Origin of the sequence: Curtobacterium sp. 314Chir4.1 (assembly GCF_900215175.1) — a bacterium.
Classification (GTDB): Bacteria; Actinomycetota; Actinomycetes; order Actinomycetales; family Microbacteriaceae; genus Curtobacterium; species Curtobacterium pusillum_A.
Genome location: NZ_OCMI01000006.1, coordinates 1 through 21,251 on the forward strand (window position 1 = coordinate 1; position 21,251 = coordinate 21,251).

General features: G+C 71.3%; 21 protein-coding genes. 2 read left to right on the forward strand and 19 right to left on the reverse strand.

Going from position 1 to position 21,251, the window contains the following annotated elements; all coding sequences use genetic code 11:
- Nucleotides 1–565: 565 nt before the first annotated feature.
- Complete coding sequence (locus tag CRP27_RS16930; protein ID WP_097181931.1) at nt 566–1,189, reverse strand: phosphoribosylanthranilate isomerase; 624 nt, start codon at nt 1,187–1,189, stop codon at nt 566–568.
- A 58-nt stretch (nt 1,190–1,247) separates the two neighbouring features.
- Nucleotides 1,248–2,300 carry a serine/threonine-protein kinase gene (locus tag CRP27_RS16935; protein WP_176505660.1) on the reverse strand — a complete coding sequence of 351 codons (1,053 nt, stop codon included), beginning with the start codon at nt 2,298–2,300 and terminating at the stop codon, nt 1,248–1,250.
- Between the two features lie 200 nt (nt 2,301–2,500).
- On the opposite strand from CRP27_RS16935, the gene CRP27_RS16940 reads away from it, so the two are divergent.
- Nucleotides 2,501–2,704: a DUF2945 domain-containing protein gene (locus CRP27_RS16940; RefSeq protein WP_097181794.1), complete on the forward strand. Its 204-nt coding sequence runs from the start codon at nt 2,501–2,503 to the stop codon at nt 2,702–2,704.
- A 3-nt stretch (nt 2,705–2,707) separates the two neighbouring features.
- On the opposite strand, the gene CRP27_RS16945 is transcribed toward CRP27_RS16940, so the two are convergent.
- Together CRP27_RS16945 and CRP27_RS16950 are read right to left on the reverse strand one after the other, a co-directional pair.
- Nucleotides 2,708–3,439 carry a DedA family protein gene (locus CRP27_RS16945; RefSeq protein WP_176505661.1) on the reverse strand — a complete coding sequence of 244 codons (732 nt, stop codon included), beginning with the start codon at nt 3,437–3,439 and terminating at the stop codon, nt 2,708–2,710.
- A 51-nt stretch (nt 3,440–3,490) separates the two neighbouring features.
- Entirely contained in the window at nt 3,491–4,633 is a 1,143-nt protein-coding gene (locus tag CRP27_RS16950; protein WP_176505662.1) for an ROK family transcriptional regulator, read from the reverse strand.
- A gap of 36 nt (nt 4,634–4,669) precedes the next feature.
- On the opposite strand from CRP27_RS16950, the gene CRP27_RS16955 reads away from it, so the two are divergent.
- Complete coding sequence (locus CRP27_RS16955; RefSeq protein ID WP_097181796.1) at nt 4,670–6,373, forward strand: beta-N-acetylhexosaminidase; 1,704 nt, start codon at nt 4,670–4,672, stop codon at nt 6,371–6,373.
- Nucleotides 6,374–6,545: 172 nt separating this feature from the next.
- On the opposite strand, the gene CRP27_RS16960 is transcribed toward CRP27_RS16955, so the two are convergent.
- From CRP27_RS16960 to CRP27_RS17015, 15 genes are all read right to left on the reverse strand, one after another.
- Complete coding sequence (locus tag CRP27_RS16960) at nt 6,546–8,660, reverse strand: fructose-specific PTS transporter subunit EIIC (RefSeq protein ID WP_097181797.1); 2,115 nt, start codon at nt 8,658–8,660, stop codon at nt 6,546–6,548.
- A 62-nt stretch (nt 8,661–8,722) separates the two neighbouring features.
- Nucleotides 8,723–9,751, reverse strand: a complete 1,029-nt coding sequence (locus CRP27_RS16965) for a 1-phosphofructokinase family hexose kinase (RefSeq protein WP_097181798.1) — start codon at nt 9,749–9,751, stop codon at nt 8,723–8,725.
- A complete protein-coding gene (locus tag CRP27_RS16970) occupies nt 9,748–10,536 on the reverse strand; it encodes a DeoR/GlpR family DNA-binding transcription regulator (RefSeq protein WP_097181799.1) in 789 nt (262 codons plus the stop codon). Before CRP27_RS16970 ends, CRP27_RS16965 begins: the two co-directional genes overlap by 4 nt.
- 299 nt (nt 10,537–10,835) lie before the next feature.
- A complete protein-coding gene (locus CRP27_RS16975; RefSeq protein WP_217990759.1) occupies nt 10,836–11,729 on the reverse strand; it encodes a carbohydrate ABC transporter permease in 894 nt (297 codons plus the stop codon).
- Entirely contained in the window at nt 11,726–12,766 is a 1,041-nt protein-coding gene (locus tag CRP27_RS16980) for a carbohydrate ABC transporter permease (protein WP_097181800.1), read from the reverse strand. Before CRP27_RS16980 ends, CRP27_RS16975 begins: the two co-directional genes overlap by 4 nt.
- A gap of 3 nt (nt 12,767–12,769) precedes the next feature.
- Nucleotides 12,770–14,095: a sugar ABC transporter substrate-binding protein gene (locus CRP27_RS16985; protein ID WP_217990760.1), complete on the reverse strand. Its 1,326-nt coding sequence runs from the start codon at nt 14,093–14,095 to the stop codon at nt 12,770–12,772.
- A 406-nt stretch (nt 14,096–14,501) separates the two neighbouring features.
- Nucleotides 14,502–15,689 carry an ABC transporter permease gene (locus CRP27_RS16990; RefSeq protein WP_097181801.1) on the reverse strand — a complete coding sequence of 396 codons (1,188 nt, stop codon included), beginning with the start codon at nt 15,687–15,689 and terminating at the stop codon, nt 14,502–14,504.
- The gene (locus CRP27_RS16995; RefSeq protein WP_097181802.1) at nt 15,686–16,447 is read right to left on the reverse strand and encodes an ABC transporter ATP-binding protein; all 762 of its coding nucleotides are present in this window, start codon (nt 16,445–16,447) and stop codon (nt 15,686–15,688) included. The genes CRP27_RS16990 and CRP27_RS16995 overlap by 4 nt, the downstream gene beginning before the upstream one ends.
- Nucleotides 16,444–17,526, reverse strand: a complete 1,083-nt coding sequence (locus CRP27_RS18050; protein WP_141399804.1) for a peptidoglycan-binding protein — start codon at nt 17,524–17,526, stop codon at nt 16,444–16,446. The genes CRP27_RS16995 and CRP27_RS18050 overlap by 4 nt, the downstream gene beginning before the upstream one ends.
- The gene (locus CRP27_RS18055) at nt 17,523–18,035 is read right to left on the reverse strand and encodes a hypothetical protein (protein ID WP_141399805.1); all 513 of its coding nucleotides are present in this window, start codon (nt 18,033–18,035) and stop codon (nt 17,523–17,525) included. The genes CRP27_RS18050 and CRP27_RS18055 overlap by 4 nt, the downstream gene beginning before the upstream one ends.
- Before the next feature lie 26 nt (nt 18,036–18,061).
- Complete coding sequence (locus CRP27_RS18060) at nt 18,062–18,568, reverse strand: hypothetical protein (RefSeq protein ID WP_141399806.1); 507 nt, start codon at nt 18,566–18,568, stop codon at nt 18,062–18,064.
- A 47-nt stretch (nt 18,569–18,615) separates the two neighbouring features.
- Nucleotides 18,616–19,776 (reverse strand): HAMP domain-containing sensor histidine kinase, encoded by a 1,161-nt coding sequence (locus CRP27_RS17005; protein WP_097181803.1) that lies wholly within the window; start codon nt 19,774–19,776, stop codon nt 18,616–18,618.
- Nucleotides 19,777–19,781: 5 nt separating this feature from the next.
- Nucleotides 19,782–20,435, reverse strand: a complete 654-nt coding sequence (locus CRP27_RS17010) for a response regulator transcription factor (protein ID WP_097181804.1) — start codon at nt 20,433–20,435, stop codon at nt 19,782–19,784.
- Nucleotides 20,436–20,457: 22 nt separating this feature from the next.
- Nucleotides 20,458–20,580, reverse strand: a complete 123-nt coding sequence (locus CRP27_RS18570; RefSeq protein WP_255257643.1) for a hypothetical protein — start codon at nt 20,578–20,580, stop codon at nt 20,458–20,460.
- 64 nt (nt 20,581–20,644) lie between these two features.
- A complete protein-coding gene (locus tag CRP27_RS17015; protein ID WP_079238048.1) occupies nt 20,645–21,199 on the reverse strand; it encodes a DUF2231 domain-containing protein in 555 nt (184 codons plus the stop codon).
- Nucleotides 21,200–21,251 lie beyond the last annotated feature (52 nt).

Genomic DNA, 21,251 nt, shown 5'->3' on the forward strand with positions numbered 1-21,251 from the left:
AGGGCTGGGAGGACACCGACGCGTTCCTCACGGAGCTGATCCCCACGCTGCGCTGACGCGCGGGGCGCGCTGGGCTGCGCCGGCGCGCTGGGCTGGCTGGGCTGGCTGGGCTGGCTGGGCTGGCTGGGCTGGCTGGGCTGGCTGGGCTGGCTGGGCTGGCTGGGCTGGCTGGGCGGCGAGACGCCGCCGCAGCCACGAGACACCGCGCGCGCCACGAGACGCCGCCGGATCCGGCGGCGTCTCGCAACGTCCGATGCGTCTCGCTGCCGGCACGGCGTCTCACCCGCTCGAGACGCACGCCTGTCGGCCTGGAGGCACGGCCCGACCCCGCCACGCGCCTCCAGTCCGCCCTGCGCGCACCCGACGACCGCGTCTCGTCTCACCGAGACGAGACACCGCACACGCGGCGAGACGCCGCCGGGCGCGCGAGACGCCGCCGATTCCGGCGGTGTCTCGCGCCAGATGCGGTGCCCCGCGGGGCTGGCCACGTCTCGTCTCACCGAGACGAGACGCCGCACGCGCGGCGAGACGCCGCACGCGCGGCGAGGCGCCGCGTGCCGCGCCGTCAGGGGATGCTGCGGACCGCCTCGACGAACGCCCGGATCTTCGCGGGGTCCTTGACGCCGCGCTCGGACTCCACCCCGCTCGAGACGTCCACGCCGTCCGGGTCGAGCGACTCGATCGCCGCCACGACGTTCGCGGGCGTGAGACCACCGGCGAGGATCCACGCCTCGTCCACCTTGCCGTCGATCGACGCGGGGTCGATGAGCCGCCCGCTGCCCGGCACCGCTGCGTCGAGGAGCAGGAGGTCGTGGTCGTACGAGGCGCGCTGCTCGGTGGACTCGCGGAGGTAGTCCTCGGCCGCGACGGCCCGGATCGTGAAGAAGCCGGCGTCACGCGCACGGGCGAAGTCGGTCGCGGACTCGCCGCCGTGCAGCTGGAGCGTGGTCAGTCCGACCTCGGACGCGATGCCCACGATCTCGTCGATCTCCTGGTCGCGGAACACCCCGACGGCGTCGATGCCGTCCGGCACCCGCTCGACGAGCCGCTTCGCGAGGTCAGCCGTCACGGTCCGGGGGCTCCCGGCGGCGAAGACGAACCCGACCGCGTCCGCACCCGCGTCGATGGCGGCGTCCACGGTCTCGGGCGTCGACAGTCCGCAGATCTTGATCCAGCGCTGGTCGGTCATGCTGACCATCCTGCCAGGGACTGCCGACCCGGGGACCGTCAGTGCTGGTCGGGGAACGTCAGTGCAGCATGCCCGCCACGTAGGACGCACCACAGGCGAGCAGCACGCCGACCGCCGCGAAGGACCCGACGAGCACGTTCCGTCGCCGCCAGCGCCGCACCACGACGAACGTGCCGCGCTTGGCGTGCCGGTGGGCGGCACGGTGCAGGCGGTGGTCCCGCTTGTGCTTCACCCGCTGCGGGCCGAGCGGCACCGGGCCGGTGATCTGCGTCGAACCCCCGCGCAGGGCGTTCGCGATCGCCACCGCGGTCGGCCGCCGGTCGGGGTCGCGCGCGGTCATCTTGGCGAGCAGGTCCCGCCACTCGGGGGCGATGCCCTCGGGGATCTCCGGGTCGTGCCGGAGTCGTGCGAGCGCTGCCTCGATGAGCGTGCCGGAATACTCCTGCTTGCCGGTGAGGGCTTCGAGCAGGACGAGCCCGAGCGAGTACACGTCGGTGGCGAAGCCGATCGGCTCCCCGGCGACCTGTTCGGGGCTGAGGTAGGCGGCGGTGCCGATGATCGTGCCGTCGTTCGTCAGGCGGGAGCCGTCGACGAAGTGCGCGACGCCGAAGTCGGTCAGCTTGACGGTGCGGGCGAACCCGGACGAGCCCTCGTCGCTGATGAGGATGTTCGCCGGCTTGACGTCGCGGTGCACGATGCCGCGCGAGTGCACGTACGCCAGGGCGTCGGCGAGCTGGGCACCGAGGTCGGCCACCTCGTAGTTGTGCAGGGCACCCTCGGCCAACCGCCGCAGGAGCGTCGTGTCGGCGATGAGCTCCATCACGATGAAGCGGTGCGGGCCGTCCTCGAAGTCGTGGGTGCCGGCGTCGTACAGCGGGATGAGCCCGGGGTGCGACAGCATGCTGAGGAGTCGGATCTCACGTTCCTGGCGGACCCGGTCGGCCGTGGTCATCGCCTCCGGTGTCGCGAAGAGCTTCACGGCGACGGCGCGGTAGGTGTGCTCGTCCCGTGCTTCGTAGACGGACCCCATGCCACCGGTGCCGATCAGCTTCACGAGGCGGTAGCGGCCCGCAAGGACCGTTTCCGCACGGGTGCCGTTCAGCAGCGTCATGGTTGATGTCGTTCCGTCCGAGAGCCCGGTGATCCGTGGCAGTTGCCAACGAGGTGACTCACCCAGTACGGTACGCGGCCGCACCAGATTCCGCGTGGACGTTATGACATCGTGATGGGCCTGCTTCCCTGTGTTCATGCGGATGCATCGGGGTACAGTCCGACCTCCACGAAGGTGAGCGATCACGCAAGGAGGACACCATGGCGCTGTCGAACGGCGACACCGTGCACTGGAACACGTCGCAGGGGAAGACCACCGGCACGCTCGTGCGGAAGCGGGTGTCCGAGTTCGAGTTCGACGGGCAGACGTTCAAGCCGACCGACGACGACCCGTACTGGATCGTGGAGTCGGAGAAGACGGGCAAGCGTGCCGCCCACAAGGAGTCGGCGCTGACGAAGGCGTGACGCTCAGTCCTCGGCGGGTTCGGCGCGACGACGACCGCGGCCGGGGGCGCCCGCACGGTCGGCTCGCTCGGCACGCGCCCGACGGACCCGGCGCACCACGAACGTGACGACCACCGCGGCGATCGCGACGTAGAGCACCCGGTCGATCCACTCGGTGTACTGCTCGACCTTGCCGTACTGCGTCCCGAAGGCCGCGCCGAGGAACACGAGTGCGCTGTTCCAGATCCCGCTCGCGATGATCGTGAACACCGAGAAGGTGCCGAGGTGCATCCGGTCCGCACCGGCGGGCAGCGAGATGAGACTGCGGACGATCGGCACGAACCGCCCGAAGAACACCGCGCTCTTGCCGTGGCGGTGGAACCAGTCCGCGGCCTTGCGGAAGTCGTCCTCGTCGACGAGGGGCAGCCTGCCGAGCCACCGGGTGGTCCGTTCGAAGCCGATCACGGCACCGAGCCAGTACAGCACCAGGGCACCGAGGTAGGAGCCGAGGGTCGCGAGGACCAGGACGAGCACGAGGTTCATCCGGCCCGCTCCGGCGAGGAACCCGGCCAACGGCAGGATCACCTCGGAGGGGATCGGCGGGAACACCGTCTCGACGAAGAGCATGAGCGCGACGCCCCACTCCCCCATGGTGTCGATGAGCTGGAGCACGAGCCCCGAGAGTCCACCCATGTCGGTGGAGGGGTCGCCGGCGGCTGTCACGGTCGTGGCCGGCGCGGCCAGGGCAGTCGTCATGCGCCCATGGTCCCTGAACGCCCTGTCAGGACCCGGCGCGGTGGCTGAACGTCAGCCGAGTCCCATGTGCGAGGTCCGGACGTGGGTCAGCGACCGGGCGAGGGCACCGCGGGCGACGGCGTCGCGACCGACCGTCGACGGGACGATCTCGACCGGGTGCCGGAGCTGCGGCGCCACGACCTCGGTGAGGGCGTCGCAGAACACCGCCGCCGCGGGCAGGACCTCGCCACCGACCACGACGACCTCGGGGTCGATCGTCGCGATGAGCTGCACGACACCGGGGGCGACGTCCTCGGCGAGCGCGCGCACGACGGCCACCGCGTCCGCGTCCCCGCGCCCGGCCGACGCCATGACGGACTCGAGGTCACTGCCGGGGGCGATCCGTGCCTCCAGTCGGGCCGGGGCGCCGGGCCAACCGGTCACGGCCAGGCCGCCGGTCTCACCGGCCGCCCCGCGCGCACCGCGCGCCAGGGCCCCGTCGACCAGGAAGGCCGCACCGATCTGGCGACCCATCACGAGGTACAGGCCGTCCTGCACGCCGCGGAACCGACCCCACATCGCCTCGGCGGTGGCGGCGAGCTTCGCGTCGTTGTCGAAGAACGTGGCGGAGTCGGGGAACAGGTCACCGATCCGGCCGGGCACCCGGCGTTCGACCCACTGCGGGACGGCGACCGTGTAGTCGATCTCGCCCGAGCGGTCGACGACGGCCGGCACGCCGAACGTGGCGGCGAGCAGCCTGGACGGGTCCGTGCCCTCGACGAGTCGGCGGACGACGTCCTGCACGCTGTCCCAGGCCTGCTCGGCCGAGGCGAGGTCGGTGTAGACCTCCTCGACCCGGGCGAGCTGCTGGCCACGCAGGTCGGACCGGAGCCCGACGATGCCGTGCAGGCCCAGGTCGACGCCGAGCACCGACCCCGCTGCCGCGTCGGCACGGAAGCGCTTCGCCCGGCGTCCGGCCTTGTTCGGCGTCGCGATCGCCTCGGCCTCGGTGACCCAGCCCTCCTCGACGAGGTCGGCGAGGGCGGCCTCGACGGTGGGGCGGGAGAGGCCGACGGTCCGGCTGAGCTCCGTGACGGTGTGCGAGCCGTCGTCACGGAAGAGCTCGGCGAGGATGGCTCGCGAGTTGATGAGCCTGAGCATCCCCGGAGTGCTGCCGACGACACCGTTCGGAAGCGTTGACACGGTCTCGTCCACGGCCATAGCCTCCATATTACGAAAGATCATTGAGGAATGGTGGACTCCGACATGCTCATCCCACGACCGCGCCGCACCGAGCCCGGTACCGGCGCCTTCGCGATCACCCCGTCGACCCGCATCGCCGCGGACGCAGCGACCGAGTCGGTCCGACTGTACCTGCAGCAGACGCTCCGGGGCTCGACCGGCCTGCCGGTGCGCGACGCAGCGGACGGCACCGGGGCGGCGGCCGACGTCATCGCGCTGCGCGTGGCCGAGGACGACACCCTCCCAGTCGGTCCGGCCGGCGACCGTTCGGAGTCCTTCCGACTCGTGGTCACCGCCGACGGTGTCGAGATCACCGGCGGCAGTCCGGCCGGCGTCTTCTACGGTGTCCAGGCGCTCCTTCAGTCCCTGCCCGCCGACGTCTACCGGAAGGGCCGTGTCGGCACCGGCCCCTGGACGATCCCCGCGGTCACGGTGGAGGACGCCCCCGCCTTCGCCTGGCGCGGCGTCATGCTCGACGTCGCCCGGCACTTCCGCACCAAGCACGAGGTCATGCGGGTCATCGACCAGCTGGCCGCCCACCGCCTCAACCGCCTGCACTTCCACCTCACCGAGGACCAGGGCTGGCGCATCGAGATCCGGAAGTACCCGCGCCTGACCGAGGTCGGATCGTGGCGGACGGAGTCGCAGGTCGGTGCGCACGTGCCAGGTCCCGACGGTTCGCTGGCGGTGGCGGGCAAGGACGGCCGGCCGCACGGCGGCTACTACACGCAGGACGACATCCGCGAGATCGTCGCCTACGCCGCCGACCGGTTCGTCACCGTCGTACCCGAGATCGAGACGCCCGGACACGTCCGTGCCGCCCTCGCCGCGTACCCGGAGCTCGGCGTGTCCGGGCAGCCGATCGACGTCTGGACCGAGTGGGGCATCGCGGAGGACGTCCTCAACGCCGAGGACAGCACCGTCGACTTCTTCAAGGACGTCCTCGACGAGGTCATCGCGCTCTTCCCCTCCGAGTACATCGGGGTCGGCGGCGACGAGTGCCCGAAGGTGCAGTGGGAGAACGACCCCCGCACGCAGGAGCGCATCCGCGAACTCGGGCTCGAGGACGAAGAGCAGCTGCAGGCCTGGATCATCGGGCAGCTCGCTGCGCACGTCGAGTCGCACGGTCGGCGGGCGTTCGGCTGGGACGAGATCCTCGAGGGCGGCACACTCGCGCCGTCCGCGACGGTGGTGTCCTGGCGCGGCCTGACCGGCGCCCGGACCGCGGCCAAGCGCGGCCACGACGTCATCTCCTCCCCGGACGACCAGGTGTACCTCGACTACCGGCAGAGCGACCTCGAGACCGAGCCGATCCCGGTGTCGATCGTGCTCACCGTCGACGACGTCTTCGCGTTCGACCCGGTGCCCGCCGACCTGACGGACGCCGAGCGCGCCCACGTGATCGGCGGCCAGGGCAACATGTGGACCGAGCACGTCGACACCGCCCGGAAGCTCGACTACCAGCTCTTCCCCCGTGTCGCCGCCCTCGCCGAGGCGCTCTGGTCGGCCGACGTCACCGGCCCGCGCGACGTCGCCGAGTTCCGCGGGCGGCTCGCCGAGCACGTCGCGCGGCTCGAGGCGATGGGGATCGAGTACCGGCACGAGGCCGGGCCGTTCCCGTGGGAGCAGCGTCCGGGCGTGCCCGGGCGGCCGCACTCGCGCGAGGAGCGTGCGGCCTACATCGACGCGGTGACGGCGAACATCGCCGAGTAGCGGCCGCGCACGCGTGGCGGCCGCGCCTGCGTCGAGGGAGCAGGAATCGTCGCGTCGGGACAGGCGACCCGACGATTTCTGCTCACTCGACGGGGTGGTCGCGACCACAGACGGACGGGAGGCACGGTGCCAGCTGGCACCGCGCCTCCCGTCCGTCAGGTGGCGACGTCGACTACACGGCGACTGCCACGCGGTCGCTCGCGGTCTCCGACACGGCGGCGTCCGCCGCCGGAGCCTTCCGCACCCACTTCTTCAGCCCGACCAGCACGAGCGCCGAGACGACCGTGCCCGCCAGGATCGCCACGATGAACATCGCGACGTCCCCGATGGCGAAGAACACGAAGATCCCGCCGTGCGGAGCCCGCGAGGTCACGCCGGCCGCCATCGAGATCGCACCCGTGACCGCAGCGCCGACCATCGACGCCGGGATGACGCGCAGCGGGTCGGCGGCTGCGAACGGGATCGCACCCTCGGAGATGAACGACGCGCCGAGCAGCCAGGCGGCCTTGCCGTTCTCGCGCTCCGGCTTCGTGAAGCCCTTGCGGTACAGGACGGTCGAGGCGAGCGCCAGGGCGAGCGGCGGGACCATGCCGGCGGCCATGACCGCGGCCATGATCTCGAACGGGACGACGTTCGTGGCCGACCCGGCACCGAGGCCGGCGACGGCGAACGCGTACGCCACCTTGTTCACCGGACCGCCGAGGTCGAACGCCATCATCAGGCCGAGGATGATGCCGAGCAGGATCGCGGAGGCACCGGACAGCGAGTTGAGGAACTCGGTCAGCTGGGTCATCAGCCAGGCGATCGGCCCACCGAGCACGAGCAGCATGAGGCCGGAGGCGATGATCGAGGCGAACAGCGGGATGATCACGACGGGCATCAGGCCACGCAGCCAGCGCCAGGTCGGGATCCGGCCGATCCAGTACGCGGCGGCACCGGCGATGAGGCCACCGATCAGGCCACCGAGGAACCCGGCGTTCATGAAGACCGCGATGGAACCGGCGACGAAGCCGGGCGCGATGCCGGGTCGGTCGGCCATCGCGTACGCGATGTACCCGGCGAGCGCTGCGACGAGGAAGCCGAGGGAGATCCCGCCGATCTGGAACGCGGCGGCGCCGAGGTAGTAGCCGAGGCCCTCCGGCGGCAGGTTGAGCAGCGTGTAGTTCGTGAGCGTGAACACCGCGTTGTTCTGCCCGGAGTCACCGTGCTGCAGCGCGATGCCGTACCCGGCGAGGAGGAAGCCGAGCGCGATGAGGAGCCCGCCGCCGGCGACGAACGGGATCATGTAGCTGACGCCCGTGAGCAGCCAGCGCTTGAGTGCCTGCCCGAAGTGCTCGTTCTTCGTGCTCGTCTCCGTCGTGGCGGCGCCGCCCTGGACGCGTGCGGCGTTCGGGTCGTCGGCGGCACGGAGCGCCTCGGCGATCATCGTGTCGGGCTCGTCCACGCCGCGCTTCACGGGTCCTGAGACGAGGGGCTTGCCGGCGAAGCGGCCGCGGTCGCGGACGTCGACGTCGACCGCGAACACGACGGCGTCGGCGCGGGCGATCAGAGCAGGGTCGAGCGGCTCGACCTGCGAGGAGCCCTGGGTCTCGACGTGCATCTCGGCACCGGCCCGCTGGGCCGCGGCGACGAGGGCGTCGGCAGCCATGTAGGTGTGCGCGATGCCGGTCGGGCAGGCGGTGACGCCGACGATGAGCTTGCGGTGCGCGGACGCGCCCGATCCGTCGGACGCGTCCGTCGCGCCGGTCGCGGTGGTCGCGCCCGTCCCGGTCGTCGGACTGGAGGCACTGCTCGCGTTCCCGACGCCGGCCTCGGCGACCTCGCCGCTCACCTCGCGATCCACCAGGTCGACGATCTCCTGCGGGGTCGAGGCGGCGCGGAGGGCGGCGGTGAAGTCGTCGCGGATCAGTGCACGGGCGAGGGTCGACAGGACCGTGAGGTGGTCCTTGTCGGCACCCTCGGGCACCGCGATCATGAAGACGATGTCCGCGTCGCCGTCCGGGGCGCCGAACGACACCTTCCGGGCGAGGCGGCTCATCGCGAGGGTGGGCTCGGACACCGATGCGGACCGGGCGTGCGGGATGGCGATGCCACCGGGTACCCCGGTGCCGACGCTCGCCTCGCGCGTGATGGCGTCCTCGGCGAGGACGGCACCGTCCGCCGCACGACCGGTCGCGGCGACGCGGTCGGCGAGCACGCGGATGACGTCGTTCGACGTGGCGCCGAGGTCCTCGTCGAGGCCGACGAGTTGGACGCTGATGAGGCGTGGACTCGTGTTGACGGACATGGGTTGCTCCTTTGCAAGGGCGCCGTGCGGCGCAGGACGTGCAGTGTTCGGGGTGGGGGGAGTCAGGCCAGTTCGGTCGCCGCGTGCTGCTGCAGCGCCCGGACCGTGATGGCCTCGGGGTCGGTGTGGTCGAGGGCGGGCACGTCGCTGCCGGGCAGTGCCGCTGCGGCGGCTCCGGTGGCGACGGCCTGGGCGAGGCACTGCTCGGGCGACTGCCCGGCGACCTCGGCGAGCAGGTAGCCGGCGAGCGAGGAGTCCCCCGCGCCGACGGTCGAGCGGGCGACGATCCGCGGTGCGGCCGCGGCGTGGCTGCCGGACTCGGTGACGAGGACCGCGCCGGCGCTGCCGAGGGTCAGGAGCACCGTGCCGACGTTCCTGTCACGGAGTCGCTGGGCGGCCTCGGCTGCGGCGTCGACGTCGCGCTCGAACTCGTCGGGGTCCCCACCGACGACCTCGGCGAGCTCCTCGGCGTTCGGCTTCACCAGGTCGATCCGCTCGCCGGACTGCAGCAGCGCGGTGAACGGCACGCCGGACGAGTCGACCGCGATCCGGACGTCGTCGCCGTGGCGCGCCCGGACGGCACGCACCAGGACCGCGAGCGCGTCGTCGGGCAGCCCCGGCGGCAGGGATCCGGCGAACACGACCCACCGGGCGGCCGGGCCGGTGGCGGTCGCCCCGGTGGTGTCCGCGACGAGGGCGGCGAGGTCGTCGAGGCGGCCGGCGAGCGACGGGCCGGGCTCGTTGAGCTTCGTCGTCGTGCCGGTCGGCTCGGTGACGGTCACGTTCGAGCGGAGCGGGGCACCGATCGGCAGTGCCGCCGTCGGGATGCCGCGGGTCGCGAGGCCGAGCAGCACCGGGTCGAGCTCGTCGCCGGGCAGGACGGCCACGGTGTCGCCACCGCTCGCGACGACGACGCGGGAGACGTTGACGCCCTTGCCGCCGGGCTCGGCCGTGCTCCGGGTCGCGCGCTGGACGGCGCCGCGCTGGAGTTCCCCGGCGAGCTCGATGGTGCGGTCGAGGCTGGGGTTCGGGGTGACCGTGACGATGCGGGTGCTCGTCACGGTGCCGGGGTTCGCGCGTTGCTCGCTCATGCGACGACCACCTCGACGTCGGCGTCGGTCAGGGCCCCGGCGAGGTCGGCGGGCGGCTCCTGGTCGGTGACGACGGTGTCGATCTCGTCGAGCCGGGCGAACCGCATCAGTGCTTCGACACCGTGTTTGGCGGCGTCCGCGAGCACGACCGCACGACGGGCGGCCAGGACGTACGCGCCCTTGACGGCAGCCTCGTACTCGTCGGGGGTGCTCAGACCGAAACCGGCGGACAGGCCGTTCGTGCCGACGAAGGCGATGTCGGGCCGCAGGGCACCGATCTGCTCGACGGTGGCGGTGCCGACCGCGGCGCTCGTGACCCCGCGGACGCGGCCGCCGAGCAGGTGCAGCTCGACGTGCTCACTGTGCTGCAGGGTCGCGGCGATCGGGACGGAGTTCGTGATGACCGTGACGGTCGCACCGGCGGCGGCCGGCTCCCAGCGGGCGAGCTCGGCGGCGACGGCAGCGCAGGTGGTGCCGGCGTCGATGGCGATCGAGCCGGTGAAGGTCGACGGCACCAGACGCATCGCGGCCCGGGCGATCGCGGACTTCGCGGAGTTGTGCTGCCCCTCGCGCTCGGCGACGGTGAGTTCGACGACGCTGGAGCGGCCGATCGGCACGGCTCCGCCGTGGACCCGGCGAAGGACCCCGGCTGACTCGAGGGCGTCGAGGTCACGCCGGACCGTCTCCGTCGTGACGTCGAAGTGCTCGGCCAGATCGGCGACGGAGACCCGGCCGGCGTCCTGCAGCGCTGCTGCGATCGCGTCGTGCCGCTCGGTTGCGTACATGCCCGAACTCCTTCGTTCCCGTGGATTTCGAGAACTGTACGTCCGAAGTCCACACGAACGCAACCGTTTCGCGCCGAAACCAACACGAACACAGGCGCACCCACCCCCGCGAGCCCACCCCCGCGAGGTCGCACGATGTGTCGCCCCGTCGGCCTCCATGCGGCAGGTCGTGCGACCTCCGCGACCGACGCGCGGCGTGTTGTGCGACCCCGAACACGCCGTGACCGCCCCGCACACCCCGCCGGACACGACGACGCCCCGACCCGCCGGAGCGGATCGGGGCGTTCGGTGTCGGAGGGTCAGCCTTTGACGGCCCCCGCGGTCATGCCGCTGACCAGTCGCCGCTGCACGATCAGGAAGAACACCACGACCGGGATCGAGAACAGCACCGACGCCGCCATCAGTCCGCCGAAGTCGGTCCCCTTGTTCGTGGAGAACCCGGCGAGCCACACGGGCAGCGTGTACATCCCCTGGTCCTTGAGCATCACGTACGCGGTCAGGTAGTCGTTCCACGCCGCGATGAACGCGAACACACTCGTCGCGATGACACCAGGCATCACCAGCGGGAACAGCACGCTCCACAGGATCCGGAACGTACCGGCACCGTCGACCTTCGCCGCTTCCTCGATCTCGACCGGGACGGCGACGAAGAACCCCCGCATGACCCAGATCGAGAAGGGCAGCACGCTCGCGACGTACGCCAGGATCAGCCCGATGTAGCTGTTGAGCAGCCCGAGGGTCTGGAACGACAGGAACAGCGGGATGAGCAGGGCCCCGGACGGGATCATCTGGACGAAGAGGATCGCCACCAGGATCGCCCGCCGCCCCCGGAACCGGAACCGCGAGAGCGCCGCGGACGCCAGGAACCCGACGACGATCGACAGCAGCACGGCGGCCACCACGACGATCGCGGAGTTCCGCAGGTAGACCAGGAACCCGTCCTGCGTGAGCGCCCGCGTGAAGTTCTCGAGCGTCGGCCGGAGCGGCAGCCAGATCGGGGTGAGCGTCGTGACCTCGTCGGCTGGCTTGAACGCGGTGTTCACCATCCAGTAGATCGGGAACACCCAGATGAGGCAGAACACGACGGCGAGCACGTTGACGAGCACGCGCGCCTTGCGCTTCCGACGGCGTGCGGCCGGGGCGGGAGCCGGCACGGACGCGGACGTCGTCGGGGTGACGGTCGGTGCGGTCACAGGTCTTCCTCCCCGCTCCGGACGAGCCGGCGGATGTAGTAGCTCGTCAGCGCCCCGAGGATCAGCGTCGAGATCACGGCGATCGCGGCGCCCTGCCCGTACGCGTTCGAGACGAACGACTTCACGAACGTCCAGATGCCGAGGGTGAGCGTGGTGTCCTCGGGACCACCCTTGGTGAGCAGCCAGATCTGGTTGAAGACGTTGAAGTCCCAGATCACCGACAGGATCGTCACGAGCAGCAGCGTCGGGACGAGTGCCGGCAGCGTGATCGCCCGGTACATCGACCACGCCGAAGCGCCGTCGAGTGCTCCGGCTTCGTAGTACTCCGGCGCGATCTGCGACTGCGCGGCGTAGAGCGTCAGCGCGACGAACGGCACCGCCTGCCAGATGACGAGGGTCAGCACGATGGTGAGGGCCTGGCCGGGGCTCGACGCCCAGTTGTCCTGCGTGTGGTCGCCGAACACCCCGAGCTGCGTGATCAGCCAGTTGAGCACGCCGTAGAACGGCTGGAAGAGCCACTGCCACACCAGGCTCGACGCGACGTTCGGCATCGCCCACGCCAGCACGAGCACCACGCTGACCACGGTGCGCATCACGACGCCGAGTCGCGTGAGCATCTGCGAGACCGCCATGCCGATGCCGATCGTCCCGACGACCATGGCGCCGGTGACGAGCACGGTCCGGAGGATGACCGGCCAGAAGCTCGCGTCGGTGAGGACGTTCGTGTAGTTCGAGAAGCCGGCGAACCCGGCCTGCCCGGTGAAGATCGCCCGGAGGCCGTAGTCCTGGAACGAGATCACCAGGAGGCGGACCAACGGGTAGACGACGAGCGCGAGGAGCAGCAGCGCGGCCGGGGCGAGCAGCACGAGCGGCGCGCGCGACGACGTCACCGACCGACGGCCAGGGCCCCGCCCGGAGCCCCGCCCGCCCCGCGGCACCGATCGCCGCCCGCCACCGACACCCCGTCCGGCGGGACCGTGCCGGGTCCCCGGCTCGGCCTGCGCCGAACCGGGGACCCGCTCTGCAGTGGAGGTCATCGACTACTGCTGCGCGTTGAGCGCGGTCGTGAGGTGCTCCGTGAAGCCCTTCGCGGCGTCCTCCGGCGACTTCCGACCCGTGGCGACGTCCGCGAACATCGTCTGGAACGTCGAGTCACCCTCGATCGTCGCCCACCCCGGTGCCGCCGGCGTCGGACGGCTCGTGGACGCCGCCGCGAAGTACGGCTTGTGGAGTTCGTCCACGTCACCGGCCACGGCGTCGAGCAGCTGCGTCGAGTTCGGCTCCCACCCGTCGACCCCGAAGACCTGGTCCTGCTGGAACTTCTTCGAGGTGAGGATCTTCATGTAGTACAGCGCCAGGTCCTGGTTCGCCGACTTCGACGGGATGCCGAGGTCGGACCCGCCGAGGAAGACGGGCTGGGTCTTGCCCTCGGTCTGGGACGGCATCGCGAACGTGCCGATCTGGTCCTTCAGCTCGGGCTTCGCCGTGGTGATCGAGCCGATCTCCCACGCCGAACCGAGGATCGCCGAGGTGTTGCCCTGGGCGAAGACGTCCGACTCGGCCGGCTTGTCCGTGTTGATGTCCTGCGTGGACTTCGCCGAGTAGGTGTTCTGGAAGTCCTTCCAGGCGGTCAGGCCCTTGACGGCGTCGGCCGAGTCGATCGCACCCTTCCACTTGCCGTCCTGCTCGGTCGCGATCTGCCCACCGGCGTCCCACACCCACTGCAGACCGCCGTACCAGTACTGCCCGGGCATGTAGAACGCCGAGAAGTCCGCCTGCGGGTTCTTCGCCTTGACCTTGTCGAGGTCGGCGGTGAGCTCGTCGTACGACTTCGGGACGTCGGTGACGCCGGCGTCGGCCCAGGTCTTCTTGTTGTAGATCACCGCGCGGTTGCCGGCGAAGAGCGGGGCGCCGTAGAGCTTGCCGTCGACGGTGGCCGGGCCCTCGAGCCCGGAGAGCCACGTCTGCCCGTCGGCCAGTTCCTTCTTGTACGGCGAGAGGTCCATCAGACCACCCGTCGCGGCGTAGACGGGCACCTGCGTGTTGCCGAGGTCCACGACGTCGGGCGCGTCCTTCTGAGCGAGCGCCGTGGTGAGCTTCGTCGTGATGCCGTCCCACTGCTGGAGCTGCAGCTTCACCTTGGCCCCGGTGGCCTTCGTGAACTGCTTCTCGGCGACGTCGAGGATCTTCGGGCTGAGGTCGCCGTTCATGATCCAGACGGTGATGGTCTTGCCCTTGCCATCGGGTGTGCCGATGGACTTCGTGCCGCCGTCGGAAGCACCGTTGCTTCCGGCGGAGCACCCGGTGAGGGCGAGCGCGCCTGCGAGGGCGAGCGCACCGAGTGCGGCGAAACGCGTGCGTGTCACGTTGACTCCCTTTGTCCGACCTTTATGAAAGGACGTTGCGTAATGGACAGTGAAGCCCCATCGCGCAGGGTTGTCAACCATGAAGTGCGAGCCGGTGGACACTCGTGATCCGCGTGTTTCCGGGGGATCACGGATGGTGAACGGATCGGTTGCGACCCTTGACATGACTGGTCATGACCAGGCATGATTCCGCCCTCGAAATCGGGTCACGACGCAACCGCCTGGAGGCGCGGTGCCGGTCCGCGAGACCGGCACCGCGCCTCTCCCCACCGGCACGGCCGCCGTGCCGCTGGCGCGTCACGCCGGAACCGGCGGCGGGGCCCCGGCGGTCACCCCCACTGCGCCTGCGCACCGCAACGACGACTGCGCACGCTCCACCGCGCGCAGTCGTCGCCACGGCGCGCACCTACACGGCGGCCAGCGCCGACGTCGGCGGGATGCGCGCTGCGCGCGCCGCCGGGTACAGCCCGGACACGCCACCGATCACGACGGTCGCGCCGAGGCCTCCGGCCACGGCCCAGACGGGGATCGCGACCGGCCACCCCTGCCCGAGTGCGAACACGATCGTCACACCGAGTCCGATCACCACCCCGGCCACCCCACCGAGGAACGACAACAGCAGCGACTCGACCAGGAACTGATCACGGATGTTCCGCCGCCGGGCACCGAGCGCGCGACGCACCCCGACCTCCGCCCGCCGTTCGAGCACCGTGATCACCATCGTGTTCGCGACGCCGATGCCACCGACGAGCAGTGCCACCCCGCCGATGCCGACGAGCAGCCCCGTGAAGGACTCGTCCGTGGCGTCCTTCGCGGCGAGTGCGTCCGACGGTCGGGTGACACCGACGTCCTGCGGCGAACCCGGCCGGATCGCGCCGGCCAGGACGTCCCGCGACTCCTCGACCCGCGACGGGTCCACACGCGTGTAGACCGCGGTCGGTGCTCCGTCGAAGCCGAGGTCGGCCGCGAGTCCGCGGGGCACGAACACCTGGTTGTCGAGGTCGTCGGCGAGCTGGATCCTGCCGAGGATCCCGACGACCTGCACCCACTGGCCACCCATCCACACGCGGGAGTCCGGGCGGACCCGGTCGATGCCCAGGGCCTCGGCGGCGTCCGCGCCGAGGACGACCTGGGGCGGCGCATCCGCGGACGAGTCCAGCCACCGACCGGACGTGAGCTTGCCGCCGAGCACCTTCGGGACGTCGCCCCACGCGGCCATCACGCCGATGCCCTTCGTCTCCGGCGTCGGCACGAACTCGTTCCGGTACACCGCGGCGTCCGACACGGTCCCGACCGCGGCAGCACGCTGCACGGCGTCCTGCCGGAGCACCGACTCGAGCGCCGTCGAGGGCAAGGGCTCCGGATCCATGATCGCCTGCGGCTGCGTTGCCGTGAGCACGTTCGTGCCGAGGGCGTCGAGCACCTGGTCGACCTTCGCCTTGCTCGACGACGAGATGCCGACGACAGCGATCATCGCGGCGATGCCGATCGCGATCCCGAGCGCGGACAGGACGACGCGGCCCGGACGGGTCCGGAGCCCGAAGACGCCGAGCCGGAGCAGGTCGGCGGGACCGACTCGCCCCCGGCCGGTCACCGTGCACCCCGGATCGCGAGCGCGAGCGAAGCGGCGTCGACGTCGCCGTCGCTGCCGGACGTGGTCGAGTCGTCCTCCACGACACCGTCCCGCATCCGGACCCGACGCGGCAGCGACGCGGCGAGCGCGAGGTCGTGCGTGATGACCAGGACGGTCGTCCCGCTCTGGTTCAGTTCGCGGAGCAGGTCGAGGATCGCAGCGCCCGAAGCGGAGTCCAGTGCCCCGGTCGGCTCGTCGGCGAGCAGGATCGTCGGGTCGCCGACGATCGCCCGCGCGATCGCCACACGCTGCTTCTCGCCACCGGACAGTTGGTTCGGCCGGTGGTCGACGCGCCCGCCGAGGCCGACCCGCTCGAGCGCTGCGACGGCACGCCGGTGCCGTTCACGACGCCCGGTCCCCGCGTAGAGCAGGCCGTCCGCGACGTTCTCCGCCGCGGTGGCACCGGCCTGCAGGTGGAAGTGCTGGAACACGAAGCCGACGTGGTCCGCGCGCAGCTGCGACAGGTCGTTGTCGGACATCGCGTCGACGTCGTTGCCGGCGATCGTGACGGTGCCCGAGGTCGGGCGGTCGAGCGTGCCGATGATGTTGAGCATCGTCGACTTGCCCGACCCGGACGGCCCGACCACCGCCAGCAGCTCCCCGGGCGCGACGTCGAGCGTCACCCCGCGCAGCGCACCGACGTCGCCGTACGTCTTCGTGACGTCCCGGAGCTGCAGGACGGAGGTCGACACCGACCCGGCATCAGCCAGCCCGGTCATCCCGGCACCACGACCTTGTCACCCTCGGAGACGCCACCCGTGATCGCGATCCGACCGTCCGCGATGAACCCGGGCGTCACCCGGACACGCTTCGTCGTCCCGTCCCGCTGCACCACGTCGACGCTGTACTTCCCACCGTCACCAGCGACCAACGCCGCGATCGGCACGGACAGCACACCCTTCTCGGTGGTGCCCTCGGCGTCGATCTGGGCCGACGCCGCTGCGGGCAGCTGCCGGTTCCCCGCGTCGAAGGACACCGAGACGTCGACCTTCGAACTGCCGTCCTGACTCGCGCTCGGCTGCAGGTCGGTGACCTCGCCGGGCATCGCGTCGCCGGTGCCGTTGATGCGGACCCGCACCTTCGTGCCCACCGCCAGTCGCTCGGCATCGCGCTGGGACACCGTCGCGGTCACGATCCGCTTCGTGCTCGTCACCGTGAGGACGTCACCGCCCGCCGGCTGCCCGAGCTTGCCGGTGACCGACGCCACCCGGACGTCGCCGTCGACGAACGCGATGTCCGCGCTCGTGATGACGCCGGTGACCTTGTGCCCGCGGTCCTTCTGCCACCGCTTGACGGCGCGCTGGGTCCGCGGCCCGAACGTGTCGTCGACCGAGACGTCGTACCCGAGGGCAGCGAGGTTCTGGTTGAGCTGGCGCACGTCGGTGCCCTTCAGCCCGCGCTCGAGCGACCGCCAGAGTGGCACGGACCCGTGCATCGCCCGGACCCCGCGCTCGTCGACGGCGTAGAGGAACTCGTCGCTCCGGATGACCTGCCCGGGCTTCGGCAGCCACGTCAGGGTGCCCTGTGCTGCTCCGGGGACGCCGCTCGCGGTGCCGTAGCCGAGCGTGCCGGCGAAAACCTTCGAGTCGGTCAGGTCGCCCTTGTCGACGGTCGCGGTCGGGCCCGTGTAGCGGCCGCGAGCCCCGCCGGCACCATTTCCGTCAGACGAGGACGACGAGGACGACGCCGACGCCTGCATCGCCGGATCGACGATCGCCCAGGTACCCGCTCCCGCTGCGAGCGCCACCACCAGGCAGACCCCCGCGACCGTCGCCCGCTTCCGGGTCCAGGTGGTCACTTCTCCACGACCGTTCCGCCGTTGCCCCAGGCCTTCTCGCTGCACCGCTGCGCGACGTCCTCGAACGCGTCCTGGTCGTCGGCTCGGTACTTCGACTGCGCGGTCTGGTCGTCCGGGTAGTCCGAGAAGCCACCGTCGCGGATGCACTTGGAGACCTCGCCGGCCTTCTCCTCCATCCCCTGCATCGGCTTCGCCGGCTTCACGTCGCCGGCACCCGCGCTGTCGCCCATGCACTTGTCGAAGTCCGCACGCCACTGGTCCAGGTCCACGCCGTCGGGCGCAGCGAGCTGTTGCGTCTGGTTCGGCTTCGGGTCGGGCATCTCGTACCCCTTCCCACGCATGCACGCCGACAGCGAGGCCCCTGCTCCGGACTTCGGACCGGACGTGTCCTCGGCCTTCGGCGTGCCGCTCGAGCACGCGGCGAGCAGCCCGGGCAGCAGCGCGACGGCCGCTGCGACGGCCACGAGCGAGCGGGTGCGGCGGGTGGTCTCGGTGGTGGTCTTCTTCATCGTGATTCCTCCTGGTGGTGAGCGGCTCAGCCGACGTTCTGGGTCGTGGTGCCGGGTGCGAATGCGGCGTTGCACTCCTGGAGCAGCTTCTGGAAGGCCGCCTCCTGAGCGCGCGGGTAGCCGGCGACGTCGAGCACACCGGGTCGCTGAACTGGGAGGTCCTCGTACCCGTTCTCGCGGATGCACGAGGCGACGTTCGCGCTCTCCCGCTCCCACTCCTGCTGGTCGGCCGTGCTCGACCCCTGCACCCCGGCGTCCTTCGCGCACCGCGCACCGGCACGCTCGAACTCCTCCTGTGCGGCGCCGGGCGGGGATTGCATGACGCCGGACTCGACCATCGCGTCGTCCGGGTCCTCGACCTCGAACCCCGCATCCCGCATGCAGGCGCCCCACTTCGCACCGACGCCGGCGGTGGCGTCCTTCGCCGAGGACGCCTCCGATGCCGACGAGCACGCCGACAGGGCGAGGGGCAGCGCGCAGAGGAGCGCGGCGGCGGCCAGGACGGTGCGCCGACTTCGTGTGGTGTGCTTCATGGGACCAGCACACCGGACCGCCTGTTTCGGCCCGTGTACCCGCCGGGTTACACCGACGAAACGTCGATGCGCAGGCCGCCGTCGGCCCGTGCGGACACGTCCAGCCGCCACCCGTGCGCCTGCACGATCGACGCCACGATCGACAGCCCGAGGCCGCTGTGCCGGCCACCGGACGACGACGGGCAGCGTCGGAACGGCTCGACGAGCAGCGGGGCGACCTCCGCCGGCACGACGGGTCCGGAGTTCTCCACGACGAAGCCGTCACCGCGCGTGGTCACGCGCACGAACCCGTCGGGTTCGTTGTACTCGATGGCGTTGCCGACGAGGTTCACGAGCAGCTGGCGCACGAGCGTCGGCTCACCGGTGACGTGCTGACGGCCTGGAGGCGCGGTGCAGCGCGCGTGGACGAGCGTCACGCCCGCCTCGTGGGCACTCCCGGCAGCTCCCGCGACGACCTCGTCGGCGAGCTCCGCGACGTCGATCTCCTGCTCGTCGCCGGCAAGACCCCGATCCGCCTCGGCCAACACGAGGAGCGACTCGACGAGGTGTTCGGTGCGCCGGTTCTGCTCGAGGAGTTCGTCGCGGATCGCACGGACGTCCTCGGTGTCGGCGCCGTCGTGCAATCCGATCTGCATCGCGGCACGCTGGACGGCGAGCGGTGTCCGGAGCTCGTGGGAGGCCTGCGCGACGAACCGGCGCTGACTCTCGAAGGCGGTCTCCAGCCGGTCGAGCAGGTCGTCGACCGTCCCGGACAGTCGCCGGAGTTCGTCGTCGGGCCCGTCGAGGGCGATGCGTTCGTGCAGGTTCGACGCCGTGATCCGGTTCGCCGTCGCCGTGATCCGGTCGATCGGCCGGAGCATGCGTCGGCTGACGAACCAGCCCAGGCCCCCGGCGAGGATGCCGGCGCCGGCGATCCCGACCGCGGACCACTGCCACTGCTGCACGGCCACGAGCCGCACGACCGACATCGTGGACGGGATGGCCGTGCCCGCTGCGTCCGGCTCGGTCACGGTCGGGACCGGGGACGCGGTCGCGACGGGCCACCGATCGGTGTCGTCACCCTCGGCGAGCGCCGTCGTCGCGTACGCCGTGCTCACCCCGGCCTGCGACATGAGGTTCGAGAACACGACCACCCCGGCGGCGAGCGCCATCGCCGCGAGCGCGAACACCAGGGCGGTCCGGGTGCGGATGCTCCAGGTCCGCCCCACCCGCCTCACAGCGCGTAGCCCTTGCCCGGCACCGTCCGGATCGGGTCGGGTTCGCCGAGCTTCTTGCGGAGCTTCGACATCGTGACCCGCACCGCAGCGGTGAACGGGTCGATGTTCATGTCCCACACCTTCTCGAGCAGTTCTTCGGCGGACACGATGCGCCCGTCGGCCCGGAGGAGGGTCTCGAGGACGCCGAGCTCCTTCGACGTGAGGTCGAGCGGTCGGCCGTCACGCGTGGCCATGCGTCGGTTGGTGTCCACGAGCAGCCCGGCACGCTCGAGGACGGGGGCGACCGGGGCGACACTGCGCCGGCCGAGTGCACGGACGCGTGCGACGAGTTCCGGGTACTCGAACGGCTTCGCCAGGTAGTCGTCGGCCCCGAGCTCGAGGCCGTTCACCCGGTCGGTCAGGCTGGTCGCGGCCGTGAGCATGATGATCCGGGTCAGGCTGCCACGGGCGGCGAGCCGCCGGGCGACCTCGTCCCCGTGCACCCCCGGGATGTCCCGGTCGAGCACGACGACGTCGTAGTCGTTCACCGTGAGCAGCTCGTCGGCGTGGTCGCCGCGGTAGGCGACGTCCACCGCCATGTCCTGTCGGGTGAGGCCCTTCGCGACGAGGTCGGCGAGGGCGATCTCATCGTCCACCACGAGAACTCGCATACATGTACTACATACGACGCTTCTATGAGACGGCTGGGTCGACATGGACCACCCCCGCCTGCTCGTCGATGCGGATGACGAATTCGGCGCCTCCGGGGCCGGGGACGACGGTCAGGGGGACGGTGTCGGTGCTGAGGTGGTCCATGCCCCCGAGTCTTCGCGCCCGGGTGTTTCGTCACCGTAACCGAGCGCACCGCCACCGCGGCGACTCAGGCGTCGAACGGGACCTCGCCGTCACGGCTCACACCGGCACGCTGCCGGTAGGCCAGGTGCCCGCCGAGGTACCCACCGACGCCGACGACCGCGAGTCCGGCGAACCCGAGGAGCTTGCCGGCTCCGTGGTTCCCGTGCTTCCGCTGCATCCAGGACAGCCCGTACAGCGAGATGCCCGCCCAGTTCACGGCCTGGTGCACCCACCCCGTCCGCAGCTGTTCGCGGTCCAGCTCGGACCAGTCGACGTACCCGGCCACGCTCGCGCTGCCGGAGGACACGAGCCCGACGCCGACGAGGGTCTTCGCGGCCTTCGCGTTCCCCTTCCCGCCGATCAGGTCGAGGACCGCGGCGGAGATCCACGCGCCGAGCGGGACCTGCACCATGAGCGGGTGCAACGGGTGTCCGAACGGGACCCCGTGCAGCAGCTGGCGGAGCGCCTTCGGCTTCGCGAGGGCGCGGACGACGGAGCGGTCGATGTCGACGGCCTTGTCGAGCACGCTCGCGTGTTCGACGGCGTCGGTGAGGCGACGGATCGCGCGGATCTCAGGCATGCAGTGGACGCTATGCCTGGAGGCCCGGTGCCGGTCCCAGGGACCGGCACCG